Below are 18,851 nucleotides of genomic sequence, written 5' to 3' on the forward strand. Positions count from 1 at the left end.
ATAATGACCTTGAATTTGCACTATAAAAATAAAAGACCGCTAGAAAGCGGTCGAATGGACATAAGTATTCTACAAAATCCCTCCGCTAGCATTACCTAGATCAGGTTCACGGTCGACAACAGTATTAGTTGTCCTCTCAGCCCCTTACTGTGGAGCTCCCGTTTTCTTCAGTTGTACTATTAACTTACCATATATTTCATATTAATTAAATAGTTTTTTGTAAAAAGTTAAAGTTTCGATGGAATAATTTGTATTGACCTAGATACATCATAGCTTTAGAATGTTAACTATAAAAAAATAACAGTTGACAATAAAGGGGTGATAAATTGAAAATACGGACAAATGATATTACATTAATTGGGCTTTTAGCGGCGCTAATCGCGGTTACTGGAACTTTTAAGGTACCAACGGGGATACCGGGTGCAGAATTCCAGCTTTCAGCACCTATTGCTGTAGCTATTGCTGGGGCATTTGGTTTTTGGCGTTATATTAGTGCGGGGCTAATTGCTTCAATAATATTATTCTTATTGGGCATACATAATCTACTAAACGTTGAAATTTCTATGGTTTTCCGTATAGTTGCGGGTGGATTAATTGCTCTACTTGGTCCTCGCTTTCTAGTAATTACAGTTGCAGGGCCAATCGGTTCCTTTGTAGCTCGATATGTTCTCTCATTTACAATTGGTGTTCCGTTTTTCCCGTTATTATTAAGTGCTTTACCTGGTATGGTTCTTACAGCTATAGCTTCTTGGCCACTTTATAAAATGCTCGTAAAAGTAAAAGAAATGAGAGGTGTTCACCATGTCCAAAGAAATGTTTAGTATTCGTATGAGAGCTGCTGAGAATGGATCACATGAAGAAGGTGGAACACATATATCTGGTGCTGAAAGTATAGTACTAGAACAAGAGATTGAAAGAACGATGAGAAACTTAATAAATCGAGCTTTTAATCATGAACGAGGAGAACCAGATTTTCTTCAAATAACTATTGATAGATTGAAGGAGAAAGTTTCTCATATACCCCCTCTAACTCCAACATCTTTTGAATGTAAGTCAGTAAGAGAAACCTATTTTAAAGCTAAAGAATTATTGCAAAAGTGTAATGTATCAGAATCTGCAATTGAAAAAGGATTACAGATTTTAGCTAGTGGAAAAGTTGTACCTGGAGCTTATATAATGCACAGCCAAACAGGTGAACTTCTATTTTTTGAAGATAAATCGTATGTACGGGTTTCGAGAGTAGATTGGGAATTGGGAACATTTGAAAAATGGAGTGGTCTGTATCACCTGAGCTCGGACCGAATAAAAGAAGCTGTAGCCTTAGCATCTAAAGTAAGTGCATCCCAATATAGTGTTGCTGAATTGTGCTGGTCTGATGATCCAAGTTATATAACTGGGTACGTGTCCAGTTCAAAAATAGGATATGTGCGATTATCACCTTTTAAAGAAAGTGGATCTGCAACCGGCGGGAGAATTTTCTTTATTGACGACCAAGTTGATCTTAGTGACTATGTCAATTATTTATCTAGACAAGCTGTCATATTAAAAACTGATTGAAGGGGGCTCTTATGTACGGTTTAAGCGACGAGTTAGCGATTTTAGAAAAAGAGCATTTAAAGAGAACATTAAAAGTAACAGGTGTGAACCAACCAGTGACAACTGTAAATGCAAGTCCAACTCTTTTATTTTCCTCAAATAATTATCTCGGCCTTAGTACAGATGAGAAAGTTAAACAAGCAGCTGTAGAGATGATCGAAAAGTTTGGAACAGGTGCTGGTGGTGCACGGCTAACGACAGGAAATCTAGAAATCCATTATCAACTTGAAAAAGAGATAGCCAAATGGAAAAAGACAGATGCAAGCTTATTATTTAGCAGTGGTTATTTAGCCAATCTTGGAGTCCTATCTGGTCTTATTGGAAAAGAAGATATTATCTTTAGTGATGAGTTAAATCATGCAAGCATTATTGATGGTTGTAAGTTGAGTAGGGGAAAAACTGTCGTTTATAAACATTGTTCCACTAAAGATTTGGAAGAAAAGTTAGTTACTTATGGCAATTACCGTAGAAAGCTAATCGTTACTGATGGTGTATTTAGTATGGACGGGAACATCGCGCCGCTTCCTGAAATTGTTCAATTGGCCGAAAAGTACGGTGCTTGGGTAATGGTTGATGATGCACATGGTTCAGGTGTATTAGGTTCATCTGGTGCAGGAGTGATCGAACTTTTCAACTTACAACATAAAGTTCAGATACAAGTAGGAACATTAAGTAAAGCCTTTGGTAGTGAAGGAGGGTTTGTGGCAGCCTCTAATGAAGTAATTAGTTACTTAGTAAATAAGGCTCGTCCATTCATCTTTCAAACAGCATTATCACCTCCAGTCGTTGGGGCCTCATTGCAAGCCTTAGAAATAATAAGGACCGAACCAGATCGTAGAAAAAGGTTATTACAATTATCGAGGATGCTTCGAGACGGATTAAAAAAGACAGGGTTTACCATTATTGATGGTGAAACACCAATTGTTGCTTTACTTATTGGAGAGCCAGATCTGGCTGTAAAATTTGCAAATGAATTAAAAAATGAAGGTTTTTTCGCACCAGCAATCCGGCCTCCAACTGTTCCAATTGGAAAAAGCAGAATACGCTTTACAGTTATGGCTACACATACAGAAAAACAAATTAAATTATTAATTGATACAACCGAGAGAATAGGAATGGATCTTGGAATAATTTAAGCTGACAATTTTATAAGTCAGCTTTTTCTGCGCGATTAAAATGTTCTATTTTTAAAGAATGACTATAGCATTTTGTTAACATTAATAGAACTTTTTTTAACACACTCGAATTTTAAAGGATTTTGGCGAATCAATGAAGAATATATGTTGTAAATTATATACTTTATCACTCTAAAGCATTACTGTCGCATTAAAATCTTTACATTTGGGAGGGTTTTCTATCGATTAGGGTGAATGAGGAGGATGTGCAGGTTGATTAGACCAGTTGGAGTTATATCCATACATAGCCTACAATATCCAATTTATTCAACTTTGCAAACAGGTAGGGGCTATGATAAATTATGAATTATTGAAATATTAAGGGAACAGAAAAAAACTTTATAGGAGTTGGAGAAACGAGATGAGAGTAGCGAAATTCGGTGGGACATCAGTGGCGAACGCAGAGCAAATTCGTAAAGTTGCATCAATTATTGCCGAGAACGAAGAAAGAAAATTTGTAGTCGTTTCAGCGCCTGGTAAGAGGGAAGCAACAGATACAAAGGTTACGGATTTACTTATACAGTTAGCCGAAGCCGTATCACAAAAAGGAGACGTTGATAATGCTTTACGGGCTGTCGTGGGGCGTTATGAAGAAATTGCATTAGATCTTAATTTATCGGGAGATATTATTGAAACAATTAAAGAGGATTTACAAGCAAGAGTTACTTTTGATCCATCACATGAAGGTAAGTTTATTGACCAAATGAAAGCAAGTGGAGAAGACAATAACGCTAAACTAATTGCAGCATACTTTCAAAGTATTGGAATTGAGGCCCAATATGTAAGTCCAAAAGAAGCTGGCCTATTAGTAAGTGATGAGCCTGGGAACGCGCAAGTGCTTCCAGAGAGCTATGATAACTTATTTCAATTAAGAGAACGTCCAGGTGTGATTGTTTTTCCAGGATTTTTTGGCTACTCAAAAGAAGGAACTTTAGTTACTTTTCCTCGAGGTGGATCGGATATCACAGGATCCATTTTAGCTGCAGGAGTGAAGGCAGATTTATATGAGAATTTCACTGATGTTGATTCGGTATTTGCTGCTAATCCAAAGATCGTTGAAAACCCTGTGAACATTAAAAAAATGACGTATCGTGAAATGCGTGAATTATCATATGCAGGTTTTTCAGTATTTCATGATGAGGCGCTTATGCCTGCATTCCGTCAGTCTATTCCTGTTTGCATTAAAAACACGAATAATCCTGAAGCACGAGGAACGATGATCATGGCTGAACGCGCTTGCGTATTAAACCCAGTGATTGGAATTGCGAGTGATTCAGAGTTCTGTACGCTTTACGTTCGAAAATACTTAATGCACCGTGAAATCGGCTTTGGTCGTAGACTACTTCAAATTATTGAAGAGGAAGGCATTTCGTATGAACATATCCCTTCTGGAATTGACGACACGTCTGTAATTTTGAAGCAGTGTCAATTAGATGGAGAAAAAGAAGATCGTATCATTACTCGTATTAGGGAAGAGTTAGAAGTTGATGATGTCTATGTAGAGCGTGATTTCTCAATGATTATGATGGTTGGTGAAGGGATGCACAATACGATCGGTCTGTCAGCACGTGCAACAAATGCTCTTGCCAATGCAAATGTTAATATTGAGATGATTAACCAAGGTTCTTCTGAAGTAAGTTTAGTATTTGGAATTCGCCAGGAAGATGAAGAAAAAGCGGTTCGTGCACTATATGATGAATTTTTTGGGGCAGCAGACGAGTCGATAGAATAACCATTTAAGTTTATGAAAATAATCTAATATTAGTAGTTTAGTACATCACTTGCATATAGTGGTGTGCTTTTCTATTTTCAGAACAGTTAAATAATCATATTTACGAAAAGAAAAATAGCATACTAACACGTCACATTACTTTTTAAGAGAACTAATAATAGGTTATATCGTTACTATGTTTCTCCACTAAATATGATATGAGTATTTGCCTAATTTATGTTTTATCGTAGTTAAAAAGTTCCGAATATTAAGAAAAACAAAAAAAACAAAGTGTATCCAATGTATTATTTTACTTATTTTCCATATTTTTCATTTATTTACTTTATTCACTATGCTACTATACTTCTGAACTCAAAATATACAAGGAAGGAAGGAACGGCGGTAACTTAACTTTGGGTTTGTTTTTTAAATACGTTAAAGAGGTGAAGAAGTTGAAAAAATGGTTTATTTTATTAATAGTTTTAGTACTCTTTATCACAACCATTGTTCCAAGTTCTATTCTTGCGGCTAAAGATCGTGCAGCTGGAAATAAGGAAGTCGTTCCACTTGTTATAGTAAAAGTCGATTCCCTAGAAGAAATGAAAGTTTTAGTAGATTCTGGATTAGATGTAGTTGATATGGATAGTGTAAATAAAGAAGTAACTATTGTGCTAGGAAGTTATGAAAATGAGTATTTACAAGCTGAAGGATACGAATATGATATTTTAGTTGATGACTTGAATACTCCTGTTCAGTCTGATCTACAAAAAAATGAGATCTTCTCTATTCAATCTGCAACAGAACGAACAGATTATCGAACTTTAGCTGATTTCTTCAATGAAATTGAAGAAATTGAAAAGAAGTATCCTAATCTAGTAAATGTAGAAGTGATCGGTCATTCTGTAAAAGGTGACCCAATTCATGCGATTGAAATTAGTACAACTCCTGGTATTAACGATGGAAAACCAGAGTCTGTACATATGGCCAGCGTGCATGCTCGTGAGTGGCCATCAGGTGAGCTAGCAATGGATTTAGCATGGTACCTTGTAGATAACTATGGAAAAGATGAGCAAGTTTCACATATTGTAGACAATATTCGTACTTGGATCATCCCTATGGTAAATCCAGACGGATTCCACTATTCACGAAGTGGTGAATATAGAATGTGGCGAAAAAACCTTAGTCAAAACGGTGATGGTACACTTGGTGTTGATTTAAATAGAAATAATTCATACAAATGGGGTGGAAGTGGGTCCAGTGGGGATCCCAATTCATTTACTTATCGCGGTCCAGCTCCAGCTAGTGAGCCAGAAACGGAAGCAATCCGTGATTTCTTTTTAAGTCGTAATATTATGACAACGATTACAGGTCATACGTATAGTGAGCTAATCCTCTATCCTTGGGGTCATGCAGGAACGGCACTTCGATCAGCAGATGCCTTTATCGCAGGGATGGCAAATGATATGGCACAGTGGAATGGTTATGCTGACATTCGAGCGATTGATCTCTACCCTACACATGGAGACACAGTAGACTGGGTATATGGTATAACTCGGGGAATTGCTTTCACATACGAATATGGAAAGGAATTTATTCCACCATATGAGGGGTACCGTAGCACTGAAATTAATTGGGGTGAAAATGGTTCGTTTAACTTTAACACATTTACATTTTCTGTTGGTTTTGAAGGTACAAAAGGGCAAATTGTTCATGCTGGGAAAGGATTAACTTCAGAGGACTTCCCTGCTGAAGTGGAAGGAAACATCGCCTTAATTGAACGTGGAGATGGAACGTTTAGAGAAAAAGCAGAAAATGCTGAAGCTGCAGGAGCAGTTGGAGTGATTATTTATAACAACGCATCAGGGACTGTGTCTGGAACGTTAGGAAGTGAAGGGGTGGGTATCCCTGTTATTGGCATTACAAGAGCTGATGGTTTAGAGATTCTCTCGCAATTGAACAATGGCGCAACGGAAGAAGCAGTTATTAAATATGGAGATGACGTTAGAGAAAGCTATAAACAGTTATGGGAAATGAATTTACCGCCATTCCTTTACAATATTGAAAAAGCTGAAGAATATGCAAGTAAAATTGTAGGAACAGTTATTGATCAAACTACTGGAAACCCTGTTGAAGCGAGTTTACAAATGGATGTTGACTATACGGTTCCTTTAGTAGGAATTAGAAACGGTGACGCCTTAACAGAATCACATAGCGCAACGATTGATGTCAATGGAGATTTTGAATGGAATGTGGTTCCAAGTGAACAACCAGAGCTAGACACACCTCCATACACTGTCACGGTTACGGCTGAAGGCTACCATACACAAACTTTTGAAGTAGAAATTAAGAATTTCCAAGAAATTAAAACGCTAAATATTGAACTACAACCTGTAGCAAAAGCATTGGGAGCTAATAAATTAACTTGGAATACTAATGCAACGATTCCTTTCAAGTTTGCGACTTTTAATGCGGAAGGAGTTCCTGAAGCTAAGAGTCATGTAAAGGTCAGCGTATTAGATGGTACAAACATTGTCAAAACATATGCAGAAGGTAAGGGCGCAAATGCTGTTAGACAAACTGAAGAAAGTGGCGAATATATGGTTAATATTAACACAAGAGCGTTAGAACTTGGTGCAGGTAATTATACCATCTTAATCGAGTTCGAAGACGGAAATAATGCTCATAAATTCTCCGTCCCTGTTGAGCTGAAGTCTGCCGCACAAAAAAAAGCTTCATAAATACAAATTAAACATTTCACCAGCCTATGAGTCAGACTTTCTGGCTTATGGGCTGTTTTTTTTTGAGGAATACTTCAATGACTTCGTCACTGGGGGGGTTGACAAATATCGTTCACATAAGAGAGATAGAAAGTAGCTTATAATAATGATAAGTATAATAAAAGGGGGATATAAAAATGAATGAAGCGGGGAAAATTCCAACTCAAATTATTTTTAAACATAAAGAACAACAAGGGATTAATGAGTTTGCTGAAGTATTAGAAACGATTGCTAAAAAGCTAAGGGAAGAAGGTCAGTTTGTTTTTATGCAAGGAGAAGAAGAGGTGCAAGTTAAACCATCTCAACGTTTAAAGGTAGAGTATGAATACTCAACTAAAGGGGACAAGCACTCCTTTGAAATCGAGTTTGACTGGATTGAAGGAGAAACAGGTCCTAATAAAATGGGTATCAAATAAAGAAACAGCTGAGGAAGTTCCTCAGCTTTTGTTCATTTTAATCATCATATTTTTTAGTTCAGCAATTTCTTTACGAAGTTCACGAACCTCATTTTTCATATCAGCCTCATCATCATTTTCATCTCTATTCGTTTTTTCTACATTACTTACGATGACCCCGATAAATAAGTTAAAAACGATAAAGGTTCCGACAAGAATGAAAAGGACAAAGTAAATCCAAGACCAAGCGACTTCCGCAAAGATTGGGCGCATAACCCCACTTGCCCATGACTCGAGTGTGACGACTTGGAATAAGGTTAGCAAGGATAATTGCAAGTTGCCAAAGTACTCTGGCGCTACATCTGCGAATAACATGGTTCCAGTAACGGCAAATATATAAAAGATAATGCTCATTAAGATCATAATATTGCCTAATGCTGGGATGGTTAATAATAGAGCATCGACTAGTTTTCTTAATGAAGGGATAACAGAAATGGCACGTAAGACCCTAAGAACACGTAAAATTCGTAAAACAGTAATGAAATGTGCTCCAACAAATATATGTCCTGCTGCAACAATTAGGAAATCAAACCAGTTCCAGCTACTCTTAAAGAAACTGTGAGTTGGACGTGCAGCAATCATTCGCATTGCTATTTCAATAGTAAAAATCCATAGGAGCGTAATGTCAGCATAGTAAAACCAGCTAGTATACGTTTGATATACATTCGGATACGTTTCAATCCCTACAACAATGGCGTTAATGATAATGAATGTAATAATCGTTGTTGTAAAAGCTTTATGATCAACGATTTTTGCACAATACTCTGAAATGCGATTCGGTTGTTTTTTCTCTTTTGCTTGTTGTGACGCCATTTCTCTCCTCCAAAACCTTCTTTATTAGCTTTTTTCTACTAATTGTTGCTTGACCGAACTAAGTGAATACTTGTCTCTGCACGCTTAGGTGAAGTTCTAAGCAACACTACTAATTTTACTAGATTTTTATTAATAGGGGAAGGGATCATTGTGCCGTTCAACACATTGCCATCCACTTAATCAACTCCATTTGTTACAATGAAGGAAACAGACTACTTAGGAGAGATGGAGAAGATGAATCATTATTCCGTAATTATTGTCGGTGCTGGCTTAGCTGGGATTATCGCTGCAAAGAAATTCTCAGAAGAAAATGTAAACTACCTCGTCTTAGATAAAGGTAGAAGTGTCGGAGGTCGAATGGCAACGAGAAGAGTAAATGGTGGTAGAAGTGACCATGGAGCTCAATTTTTTACTGCTCGCAGTGAGCAAATGAAAGAGCTTGTAAACGGATGGGTCAGTGATAGGCTTGTACATACGTGGACGAATGGCTTCCATCAAATGAACAATATTACAGATCTTGATAGTTTACTACTACATAATGATGGTTATCCGCGTTATGCTGGTAAGAATGGTATGAATGCATTAATAAAAGAATTAGCGAGAGACTTGAACATTAAGATTGAACATAAAGTAGAAAAAATAGAATGGATTGGTGGAAAATGGTCTGTTAGTGCACGGGTAGGGAAAGACGCTGAAATGGTATCTTTTACGACTGATCGATTATTATTAACTTCTCCTACTCCTCAATCACTGGAACTATTAGCTCAAGTAGATATAGAAGAAAAGTTGAGAGATGAGTTAAAGATGACGAGCTATTATCCTTGCTTATGTGTAATTGTTGCTCTAAGTGCACAAACAAATATACCAAAACCAGGTGGAATTCAAATAAAAGAAGGGAGTATCTCATTTCTTGGAGATAATCAGCAAAAAGGTATTTCAGATACCACTGTAGTTACAATCCACGGAAATGAATACTGGTCTCGCGAACATTATAATGAAGATGACCAAATAATAATGGATAAGCTGATTGATGCAGCTAAACCACTTCTTGGAGAAGGCCAAATCTTAGATAAGCAATTGAAGAGGTGGCGGTATTCCAAGCCAGAGGTTCTTCATCCTGATGAGTTTGTCGCAACAACAATGCCAGGACCTATTGCTTTTGCTGGCGACATATTTAAAAGAGGAGCAGTAGAAGGTGCAATACTATCGGGACTAGCTGCTTCAGAATGGGTATTAAAGAACTGACTAAATTAGTGTATAAAAGAGAGTTGGACGAAAGGTATGAGTAATCATAATAATTTAGAAGAGTATAGAGATCCTGATTTATATGATCTAGAAAACGATTCATTTTTAGACGATCTCCCGTTAATAGAAAAGTTTGCAAAACAAGTAGAAGGACCCGTCGTTGAGTTAGCTTGTGGAACGGGAAGAGCTACCCTACGCCTTGCAGAAAAGGGAATAAAAATTGTTGGTGTCGACTTACATGAAAAAATGTTGAGGAAAGCACGAGAAAAGGCGAACCTAAAGAACGTAAATATTCGTTTTCTACTACAAGATTGTACAAGTCTAAATCTCGGAATAAAAAGTTCATTTATATTTATGGTCGGAAATTCTTTTCAGCACTTCTTAACGAATCAATCACAGGACGAATTATTTGCCTCGGTATACCGACATTTAAATAAAGGTGGTATTTTCTTGTTTGGTACGAGGTTTCCTTCTCGAGACGAACTAATGCAACCTGATCAGGAAGAATACTGGCGATCGTATGTTGATTTTGCGGGTCAAAAGGTAGATGTATATACTGTCAGTCAGTACGATGATGTTACACAAATTCAGACATACAGAACGATTAGAAGAAGGGCAGAAAAAGAAGATATTACTCAAATTCAGCTTCGTTATGTTTATCCTAAAGAAATGGAACGACTTTTAAAAGATCACGGATTTACAATTATTCATCAATATGGAAGTTGGGATCAAGCGCCATTAACAAATAAAAGTAGTTCAATGATTTATATTTGTAAAAAATGATAATACGGCCTTTTAGTTTTGATACAAAGAGAAGTAAAATAGCCTTCAAAATCATCGATAAATGATTTTGAAGGCTAATTTTATTTGGACTCAGTAAAGATTTGACCCATTTCTTTTGCTCTTGCAGAAGATCGTTTAATCCCAGCAATGACAGCATCTTGGAATTGATAAGAGGCAAGGACATTTAATGCAGCTTCTGTTGCACCATTTGGGCTCATCACTTCTTTATAGAGCTGTGCAGAAGTTTTTGAAGTAGACTCTAGACGTTTTAGAGAGCCTTTCAATGTTTGGATGATTGCTTCCTTTGCTTCTTCTTCTTCTAAACCAAGGTCTTTTGCAGCTTTTTCCATCGCTTCAACAAAATAGTAAATATATGCTGGCCCACTTCCAGCCACTCCTGTAAAGCCATCCTGTTTGTCTTCAGGAATAATGTGAACTGTACCAATTGCTTTGAATAAGTGAGCTGATATATTAATATCCTCTTCTGATGCAAATTTCCCAGCAGATAACGCAGTAGCAGATTCGCCTACTTTCGCTGAAGTATTAGGCATGGAACGAATAACAGGTGCCTCCATTCCAAGTAATTCTTCAAGATAAGCAGTCGTAACGCCAGCTAAAACGGAAATGAAGATTTGTTCTTTACGTATAAAAGGCTTAATAAGATTGATCCCGTCAATTACATTTGATGGTTTCATCGCAAGTACGACAATATCAGCTTTTGAAAGGGCCTCTTCTTTATTCGTTGTCGTTTGAATACCGTAAGTGTTTTTTAAGCTTTCAAGGCGATCGACATCTTTTCTATTAGTTGCAATGATTTGTTCTGGCTTTAATAACTCTTTATTAATAAGTCCAGCGAAAATGGCTTCTGCCATTGAGCCAGCTCCTACGAATGTTACTTTTTTATCTCTTAACATAATTACACCTGCCCTTTACTTAATTTGTCCTGTGCCGCGAACGACATATTTCGTTGATGTTAATGCAGGGAGTCCCATTGGACCACGAGCATGAAGTTTTTGTGTACTAATTCCAATTTCAGCACCGAAGCCAAATTCAAAACCGTCGGTGAAACGAGTCGAAGCATTATGGTATACAGCTGCAGCATCGACGTAATTTAAGAATTTACTTACATTTTCTGCATCATCTGAAACAATTGCTTCCGAATGCTTTGTTCCGTATGTTTGAATATGCTGAATGGCTTCATCGACACTATCAACTACTCGTAGTGCTACAGTTAAATCGAGGTATTCCGTTCCCCAATCTTCTTCAGTAGCAGCGATTAAACTAGTGTCCATTTGACAAGCACTTTCATTTGCACGAATTTCAACTTGTTTATCTTTTAGTTGTGCTAGAAGATCTTGTAGATAATTTTTTGCCCATTCTTTGTGGATGAGAAGCGTTTCGGCCGCGTTACATACAGAAGGGCGTTGTGTTTTCGCATTAACGGCAATTGAAATTGCCATATCTTTATTAGCAGCTTCATCTACATAAACATGGCAGTTTCCAACTCCAGTTTCTAACACTGGAACTGAAGCATTTTTAACAACGGATTGTATAAGATTAGCACCACCGCGCGGAATAAGTACATCTAAATATTCATTTAGTTTGAACATTTCAGAAGCCGTTTCACGACTAGTATCTTCAAGAAGTTGAACTGTTTCAATCGGCAATTGGCTTTTTTCTAGGCCACGGTGAATGACTTGAACAATCGCCTTATTTGAGAAAATTGCAGTTGAGCTCCCACGTAAAATAACAGCATTTCCTGCTTTTAAACATAAGCCTGATGCGTCTACTGTTACGTTTGGTCTTGCTTCGTAAATCATTCCAATAACCCCAAGTGGGACCCTTACTTTTTTTATTTGTAAACCATTTGGACGATCCCACTCTTCAAGGACTTCCCCAATTGGATCAGCAAGGCTGGCAACCTGCTTTAAACCGTCTGCCATATCTTTAACGCGTTCACTTGTTAGCTTTAAACGGTCGATGAGTGATTCTGTCAGGCCGTTTTCTCTACCAGCGATAACATCTTTTTCGTTTTCTGTTAGGATATAGTCCGTTTCTTGGATCAGTTGCTCAGCTATTAATAGTAATGCTTCATTTTTTTGTTCTGTCGATAAGACCGCTAGATATGATGTAATTTCTTTTGCTTTTTTTGCTTTTTGAATGAGTTCACTCATTTGATCATCTTCTCCTTTATCGTTACCCATAAATTTCTGTGAATGACCTCTGATTGCTCTTTATTTGTTTGTTTTTTTGCTTGATCACTTGATAAGCCTTTAATTAACTCGAGTTCACTAGAGGAATAATTGACTTGGCCTTTGCCAATTAACTCACCTTTTGTGTTAATAACTTCAATTACATCACCAGTTGAGAAGGTACCTTCAACTTGCGTAATACCAGCAGGGAGAAGACTTTTTCCTTTGTGAATAACAGCTTTTTCAGCACCAGGATCGATCTTAATCCTTCCTGCTATTTCGGAATGAATACCAATCCATTGTTTCTTACTCTTCATCATATGATGATCGGTATAGCCGATATATGTGCCATCACCTTTACCAGCAATAATATCGACAAGCTTATCTGACCCCGTCCCCATTCCGATAAAAACTTTAACCCCAACGGAAAGAGCCACTTTCGCTGCTTCGACTTTTGAACGCATTCCTCCAGTACCAACACTTGAACCAACACCACCTGCAGCTTGAATCAGTTCCCCCGTTATTTCTGGTAAAAATGAAAACTTTTTGGCGTCTGGGTTCGTCTTTGGATTGTCATCGTATAATCCATTTATATCTGTAAGGATTATGAGTGTATTGGCATGAATAAGTCCACTCACTAACGCGGATAGCATATCGTTGTCTCCAAAAGTCAGTTCTTCAAGAGAGATCGAGTCATTTTCATTAATAATCGGGATGACGTCACGTTTGATTAGTTCCGTTAAAGTAGAATATGCATTATTGTATTGTTCTTGATTTGAAAAATTATGTCTAGTTAGTAGCATTTGCGCAGTGACAATACGATGCTTTCGAAATTCTTCAGTGTAAGCCTGCATTAATAGTCCTTGACCAACGGCTGCAGCGGCTTGCTTTCCAGCAATGGTTACGGGACGAGTTGGGTAGCCAAGATGTGTAAATCCAGCAGCAACTGCCCCAGAAGAAATGAGGATAACATCATGTCCTTGCTGTTTTAACTTTGCTATAGCAGCAGTATGTTCAGTAATCTTATCAATGGATAAGCCACCATTTGCGTTTGTTAAAGAACTACTGCCAATTTTTACGACAATTCGTTGTCTCGTCATCGTCATCCCTCTTTTATTTGTAGAGTAAGCCTAAAATGATAAAATAAATAGAAAAGCGTAAGTACCCGTTTAGCGACGTATGAACTGGAGCCCTCCGTATGAGATAAAGGAAACACGCAGAGTGGAGCGATGCGATGTTGACTTATCGTAAGGAGGAGAGCGAAGTTTCACTAGGCGCTGGGTACTGAAGCTAGCCAATAGAAAAGCGTAAGGTGCCTGGTTATCGGCGACAAGCGCTGGAGGGCTAGCAATACGTGTCATGATGTTCGGACACGTTTGATGGACCGAAGCGACCTCGAGCGGATTGCACCTGAAGTTAGCCAATAGAAAAGCGTAAGTACCTGTTTAGCGACGTGAGCGGAAGTGGTAATAAAATAAAAAACCCTTCTGTCCTATAATAAAAAGGACGGAAGAGTTTGGATCCGCGGTACCACCTTTGTTGGCCTGCGAATATATGCAAGCCCTCTTGGAACCGTTAACGCCGGCGACGGTCAGGTTTGCCTGACAGCTCAAGGGTAGGTTCAACAGTTTCAGTGGTGGCACACCTTTCAGCCGATGGGTGTTGCTCTCTGGACACATGTTACTGTTTACTATTCCTATCAACGCTCATTATACTTTGGAGACTATTATAAGTCGATCTCGCAATTACGTCAAGATATGAATGATTGTTTTTTCAAAATTATGAATAACTATACAAAAGATTATACTTTATTAGGGGGAAAAAATGACAACTAAACTTCTACAAAATAAAAACATTGTTATTACGGGTGCTTCTAGTGGACTAGGAAAAGAACTGGCTTTTCAAGTTGCTGAACTAGGAGCAACTCCTATTTTACTTGCCAGATCCATTGATAAGTTAGAATTGATTACAGAGGATATTAAGAAAAAATATGCCGTCCAAGCGTATTATTATCCATTAGATGTCACATCATTCGCTGGTGTGCAAAAGACGGTTCAACAAGTGGTAAATGATCATGAAAGGATCGATGTTCTTATCAACAATGCTGGAGTTGGATATTTTGATGCGTTCGTCGAGGCTGATTTTCGGCAAATTGAAGAGATGTTTCATGTAAATGTTCTAGGACTAATGGCTTGTACCAAAGCATTTCTTCCCTCATTACTAGAAAAGAATGGGGCACACATCATTAACATTGGTTCGCAAGCAGGGAAGATTGCCACCCCGAAATCTAGTGTATACTCTGCAACGAAGCACGCTGTACGAGGCTTTACAAATGCACTTCGAATGGAGTTGCACGATACGAATATTCATGTAACCTTAATCAATCCTGGGCCCATTAGAACGGCTTTCTTTGATCAAGCAGATAAAAGCGGTACCTATAAAAAGAATATTGAAAAACTAATGTTATCTCCAGAAGCTGTAGCAAAGCGCATTGTAGAACTGATTATTAAACCGAAGCGAGAGTTGAATTTGCCTTGGTGGATGGATGTTGGATCTAGTTTGTATCAGGTGTTCCCGCGACTCGTTGAAAAAATTGGCGGTAAAAAGTTCTATCAAAAGTAATTTACGGTTAAATAATCGTAAATGACATCGTGGAGAATATGGTGAATATTATCATTTGGATTTGCTACTCTTTGCTCATTGAACTTTTTTATAAGAGTGTTGACTTGTTCATCTGTTAAACGTACATCAGGATCATGTACATAGCTAGCCGTTATTTTTTCGATCTTCTTTTTCAAAAATTGACGATCCATTATTGATGCTCCTTCGTATAAATTTCCTCTTTATTTTAGTAAAGTCGTTAAAGTGAAACAATAGTTAGTCTGTAAAAATTAAAAGGTAGAAACTCAAAAGTTTCTACCTTGACTTTACCATCTTCTACGAATAAGTCTCTCAAACACTCGTTTTAGCCTAATATTCCATGGCTCATGCTCTTCGCCAACTGGATGAACAAGAGCTGTCCTCATTTTTAAGCGCTTACCACACCAAACATCAGTAAAGAGCTGATCTCCGAGAAATAAGCTCGTTTCTTTTTTAGCACCCATTTTCTGCATATATCGTTCTATCTTTCCAATAGCAGGCTTTCCACTGCGGCCTAAGCCATGTATTCCTAGAGGTTCAGAAAATCGATCAACACGCCCTTGGCTATTGTTTGAAATAATCGCGAGTTCAACGCCAGTTTCTTTTAACATGCTGACCCACTCTTCTACATCAGTCCCACCAGGTTGGTGGTGAATGGCAAGTGTGCTATCTAAATCCGATAAAATCGTTTTGATATTATTTGCTTTTAACCATTCAGATGTAATTTCTGTAAAGTGTTTTAATTCAAAATCAGGCTGAAAATATCTCATTGACTACAGTTCTCCTATGTATTCGTCTTTATAGTAATTTTCCCTTTTTTTCTATTTAAATGCAACCTTAAAGGTTCATTCATTATATCAGTAATATTCTAACAAAAATCGAGTACTGAATTTCTTTCAGCACCCGATTATATCGTCGTACATCTTATCCAGTTACGATCGTATGCTTACCACCAGGCTCATCTTCTTTATCATCACCGTATGCTATTAATACGACATTTAGTTCTTCTTCAAGGTTCTGCAGCTTTTGTAATTGTTCGATGTTTAAGTTTGCTACATGATAATGTTCCATATCTATTCACCTCATAATATAGCGTACCCAAACGTTTTTTTAATTATATTTTTAACTTCGTAAAATATGTAGTTTAATGTAAAACTTTTCTATTTGAAAAACGAACGTATATTCGTTTATAATTAATAATAAAATACGAACACAAGTTCCTTTCGAGGGGGGATTAGATGGTTCCGCAACCATTGTACGAAACAATTGAAAAACGTAGCATTCTCTGTGTAGATATGAAAAGTTTTTATGCGAGCTGTTCAGCATTAGCGTTAGGACTTGATCCATTAGAGTGTTATTTGGCTGTTGTTGCCGACACAGAAAGGTCTGGAAGTGTTGTGTTAGCTGCTACACCCAAATTAAAAAAAGATTTTGGGATTAAAACGGGAAGTCGATTATTCGAAATTCCAGATGATCCTCGTATCCAGCTCGTTAATGCGCAAATGGCAATGTATCTTGATACTTCCGTGGAATTGACGAAGTTTTTCACTCGCTATGTGCCATTTGAGGCAATCCATGTATACAGTGTTGATGAAAGTTTTCTTCAAGTGGACGGTACGGAGCGTCTTTGGGGATCTGCTTCGCAATTAGCCGAGCGTATTCGTGAAGATATGTTAAGGGACTTTGGCTTAACGTGTGCAATCGGTATTGGACCTAACATGCTTATGTCAAAGCTCTGTCTTGATATTAAAGCGAAAAAGACTGGAGTTGCCCATTGGGATTTTGAGGACTTACAAAGAGAGTTATGGCCTCTACCATTACGTGAAATGTGGGGGATAGGATCACGGCTAGAAAAGCGGCTCAATCGTTTAGGAATAAGAACAGTAGGACAACTTGCTCAATATGATGTTTCAAGATTAGAGAAAGCGTTTGGTGTTATGGGTAACCAAATGTACTACCATGCATGGGGAATAGATTTATCAGAGCTTGGGGCACCTATTATGCAAGGGCAGATTAGCTTTGCAAAAGGTCAAATTTTACTTCGGGATTATAAAGAAAAAGAGGAGATTAAATGTGTCATCTTAGAAATGTGTGAAGAAGTAACAAGACGAGCTCGAAATGCGGGGAAGGTGGGTCGCACGATAAGCTTAGGTCTTGGCTACAGTAAGGAAGAATATGGAGGCGGATTTTATCGCTCAATTAGTCTCGATGAACCGACAAACCTAACAATGGATATTTATGAAGCATGTCTTCATATAATGAAGAAACATTACCGAGGAGAAACTGTAAGGCAAGTTACAATTGCCCTGTCAAATGTTTGTGATGACGCTCATGTTCAGCTCAGCTTATTAGACCCAGAGAAACCCCGGAAAAAGGAATTAAGTTATGTCATGGACGCGATTCGAAACAAGTATGGCTCGGATGCATTATTAAGGGCTGTTTCCTATACGGAAGCTGGTACAGCAAAATACCGTTGTACCCTTCTTGGTGGTCACAAAGCGTAGAAGGAGTGAAATAAATGATTAAGGATCGTGGAAATATAAAGTGGACAGCAATGATGCTGCCAGAACATGTTGGTTTGCTTCGCGAGTTAAAAAAAGAAATAGCTTATCAAAAAAAACCTAAACTCGACGAGCAACAACTGATAGAAATGAATGAACAAATTTGTGAAGGAATGGCAAACAACGCATCGCTTATTTTCACTTATTATGAGAACTATGATTATCATTGTATGGTTGGTACTGTTCACCATTTTAACGAAAACGAAAGAAAGCTACATCTGATTGATCAATTTGGAGACAAAAATTATTTAAAGCTTGATAAAGTTATTGATGTAAAAACTTACAAGTAAAAATATATTTTCATGTATAAAATTGGTTTGCCTTTCCTACAATAGTTTCTATCTTAAAAAAATTGAAACGAAACCTTCAAAATGTTGTAAAGCAATAGTCACAAATGCATTCAAAACTATACATGATAAAGATGTATAGTATGTAAGGTGCTTTAAAATTTCTAGAATAGGAAGTGAAGAGAACGTGCGCGTTCATGATCTAGTTGAAACGAAGGAATATTTCATCGGGGAAACAAAACCAAATTTCCATGTTATTTATGAAAAGTTTGAAAACAATGATGCTGTTTATGTGGATGGTACCGTTCAAACGAAAAAAATGGGAGTAGAAGAGATCATTCAAATTTTTCGTGGTGATGAAGATACTTTATGCAATGTTAAGCGCTATTGTATCGGTAAAGACTACCCGAATATTGAAGCATGTTTGGCAAAGGTAAAGGAAAATCATAAAGAGATCTTTATTTAAGGATAAACTAAGAAGAGAGAGACTGACTCAAAAAGAGCCAGTCTTTTTATAGTAGGCTGTTTTCGTAAACTTTGTTGCTATTGGACCGTTAACCAAGCTTTCGTTTGGTTAACGGTCCAATAGCTTAGAGCAACAATCTTAGAAAAGGCC

At 37.5% G+C, this 18,851-nt stretch carries 19 protein-coding genes, 1 riboswitch and 1 other annotated feature; of the genes, 12 read left to right on the forward strand and 7 right to left on the reverse strand.

Annotated features, from left to right (window positions below; translation table 11 throughout):
• Positions 1-60 precede the first annotated feature (60 nt).
• A riboswitch (TPP riboswitch) is annotated at positions 61-172 on the reverse strand.
• A gap of 154 nt (positions 173-326) precedes the next feature.
• The 6 genes from GKP30_RS11200 to GKP30_RS11225 all read left to right on the forward strand — a co-directional run bounded on the left by GKP30_RS11200 (position 327) and on the right by GKP30_RS11225 (position 7,675).
• A complete protein-coding gene (locus GKP30_RS11200) occupies positions 327-821 on the forward strand; it encodes a hypothetical protein (protein WP_216829530.1) in 495 nt (164 codons plus the stop codon).
• Positions 802-1,557 carry a 6-carboxyhexanoate--CoA ligase gene (locus GKP30_RS11205; RefSeq protein ID WP_216829531.1) on the forward strand — a complete coding sequence of 252 codons (756 nt, stop codon included), beginning with the start codon at positions 802-804 and terminating at the stop codon, positions 1,555-1,557. The genes GKP30_RS11200 and GKP30_RS11205 overlap by 20 nt, the downstream gene beginning before the upstream one ends.
• A gap of 11 nt (positions 1,558-1,568) precedes the next feature.
• A complete protein-coding gene (gene bioF / locus GKP30_RS11210) occupies positions 1,569-2,732 on the forward strand; it encodes an 8-amino-7-oxononanoate synthase (RefSeq protein WP_216829532.1) in 1,164 nt (387 codons plus the stop codon).
• A gap of 400 nt (positions 2,733-3,132) precedes the next feature.
• Positions 3,133-4,503, forward strand: coding sequence for an aspartate kinase (locus GKP30_RS11215; protein WP_216829533.1), 1,371 nt, complete (start codon positions 3,133-3,135; stop codon positions 4,501-4,503).
• Between the two features lie 431 nt (positions 4,504-4,934).
• On the forward strand, positions 4,935-7,220 hold the full coding sequence (locus GKP30_RS23510) for a M14 family zinc carboxypeptidase (protein ID WP_236035035.1): 2,286 nt from the start codon (positions 4,935-4,937) through the stop codon (positions 7,218-7,220).
• A gap of 176 nt (positions 7,221-7,396) precedes the next feature.
• Positions 7,397-7,675 (forward strand): amphi-Trp domain-containing protein, encoded by a 279-nt coding sequence (locus GKP30_RS11225; protein ID WP_216829534.1) that lies wholly within the window; start codon positions 7,397-7,399, stop codon positions 7,673-7,675.
• Positions 7,676-7,696: 21 nt separating this feature from the next.
• Here GKP30_RS11225 and GKP30_RS11230 read toward each other — a convergent pair whose 3' ends face one another.
• Positions 7,697-8,527, reverse strand: coding sequence for an ion transporter (locus GKP30_RS11230; RefSeq protein WP_216829535.1), 831 nt, complete (start codon positions 8,525-8,527; stop codon positions 7,697-7,699).
• Positions 8,528-8,752: 225 nt separating this feature from the next.
• Here GKP30_RS11230 and GKP30_RS11235 point away from each other — a divergent pair, with 225 nt between their 5' ends.
• Positions 8,753-9,772 carry an NAD(P)/FAD-dependent oxidoreductase gene (locus GKP30_RS11235; RefSeq protein WP_216829536.1) on the forward strand — a complete coding sequence of 340 codons (1,020 nt, stop codon included), beginning with the start codon at positions 8,753-8,755 and terminating at the stop codon, positions 9,770-9,772.
• Positions 9,773-9,808: 36 nt separating this feature from the next.
• Positions 9,809-10,555 carry a class I SAM-dependent methyltransferase gene (locus GKP30_RS11240; protein WP_216829537.1) on the forward strand — a complete coding sequence of 249 codons (747 nt, stop codon included), beginning with the start codon at positions 9,809-9,811 and terminating at the stop codon, positions 10,553-10,555.
• A gap of 80 nt (positions 10,556-10,635) precedes the next feature.
• Here GKP30_RS11240 and proC read toward each other — a convergent pair whose 3' ends face one another.
• Genes proC through proB form a run of 3 tightly spaced genes read right to left on the reverse strand, consistent with a single transcriptional unit; the run spans position 10,636 to position 13,847 of the window.
• Entirely contained in the window at positions 10,636-11,469 is an 834-nt protein-coding gene (proC, locus tag GKP30_RS11245; protein WP_216829538.1) for a pyrroline-5-carboxylate reductase, read from the reverse strand.
• Between the two features lie 15 nt (positions 11,470-11,484).
• Positions 11,485-12,729, reverse strand: coding sequence for a glutamate-5-semialdehyde dehydrogenase (locus GKP30_RS11250; protein WP_236035036.1), 1,245 nt, complete (start codon positions 12,727-12,729; stop codon positions 11,485-11,487).
• Positions 12,726-13,847 (reverse strand): glutamate 5-kinase, encoded by a 1,122-nt coding sequence (gene proB, locus GKP30_RS11255; RefSeq protein ID WP_216829540.1) that lies wholly within the window; start codon positions 13,845-13,847, stop codon positions 12,726-12,728. The genes GKP30_RS11250 and proB overlap by 4 nt, the downstream gene beginning before the upstream one ends.
• A 399-nt stretch (positions 13,848-14,246) precedes the next feature.
• Positions 14,247-14,459: a binding site (T-box leader), on the reverse strand.
• Between the two features lie 112 nt (positions 14,460-14,571).
• Between proB and GKP30_RS11260 the strand changes: the two genes are divergently transcribed.
• Positions 14,572-15,369: an SDR family NAD(P)-dependent oxidoreductase gene (locus GKP30_RS11260; RefSeq protein ID WP_216829541.1), complete on the forward strand. Its 798-nt coding sequence runs from the start codon at positions 14,572-14,574 to the stop codon at positions 15,367-15,369.
• Here the strand turns inward: GKP30_RS11260 and GKP30_RS11265 are convergent.
• From GKP30_RS11265 to GKP30_RS11275, 3 genes are all read right to left on the reverse strand, one after another.
• Complete coding sequence (locus GKP30_RS11265; RefSeq protein ID WP_216829542.1) at positions 15,360-15,560, reverse strand: YqzH family protein; 201 nt, start codon at positions 15,558-15,560, stop codon at positions 15,360-15,362. The genes GKP30_RS11260 and GKP30_RS11265 overlap by 10 nt on opposite strands.
• Before the next feature lie 114 nt (positions 15,561-15,674).
• On the reverse strand, positions 15,675-16,157 hold the full coding sequence (locus GKP30_RS11270) for a YqeG family HAD IIIA-type phosphatase (protein ID WP_216829543.1): 483 nt from the start codon (positions 16,155-16,157) through the stop codon (positions 15,675-15,677).
• Positions 16,158-16,311: 154 nt separating this feature from the next.
• Entirely contained in the window at positions 16,312-16,458 is a 147-nt protein-coding gene (locus tag GKP30_RS11275; protein ID WP_216829544.1) for a hypothetical protein, read from the reverse strand.
• 167 nt (positions 16,459-16,625) lie between these two features.
• Between GKP30_RS11275 and GKP30_RS11280 the strand changes: the two genes are divergently transcribed.
• From GKP30_RS11280 to GKP30_RS11290, 3 genes are all read left to right on the forward strand, one after another.
• Positions 16,626-17,891 (forward strand): Y-family DNA polymerase, encoded by a 1,266-nt coding sequence (locus tag GKP30_RS11280; protein ID WP_216829545.1) that lies wholly within the window; start codon positions 16,626-16,628, stop codon positions 17,889-17,891.
• Positions 17,892-17,905: 14 nt separating this feature from the next.
• Positions 17,906-18,238, forward strand: a complete 333-nt coding sequence (locus GKP30_RS11285) for a YolD-like family protein (protein WP_216829546.1) — start codon at positions 17,906-17,908, stop codon at positions 18,236-18,238.
• Between the two features lie 184 nt (positions 18,239-18,422).
• The gene (locus GKP30_RS11290; protein ID WP_216829547.1) at positions 18,423-18,701 is read left to right on the forward strand and encodes a hypothetical protein; all 279 of its coding nucleotides are present in this window, start codon (positions 18,423-18,425) and stop codon (positions 18,699-18,701) included.
• Positions 18,702-18,851: the final 150 nt, after the last annotated feature.

This window comes from Alkalihalobacterium elongatum, from assembly GCF_019024285.1.
Classification (GTDB): domain Bacteria; phylum Bacillota; class Bacilli; order Bacillales; family Bacillaceae_F; genus Alkalihalobacterium; species Alkalihalobacterium elongatum.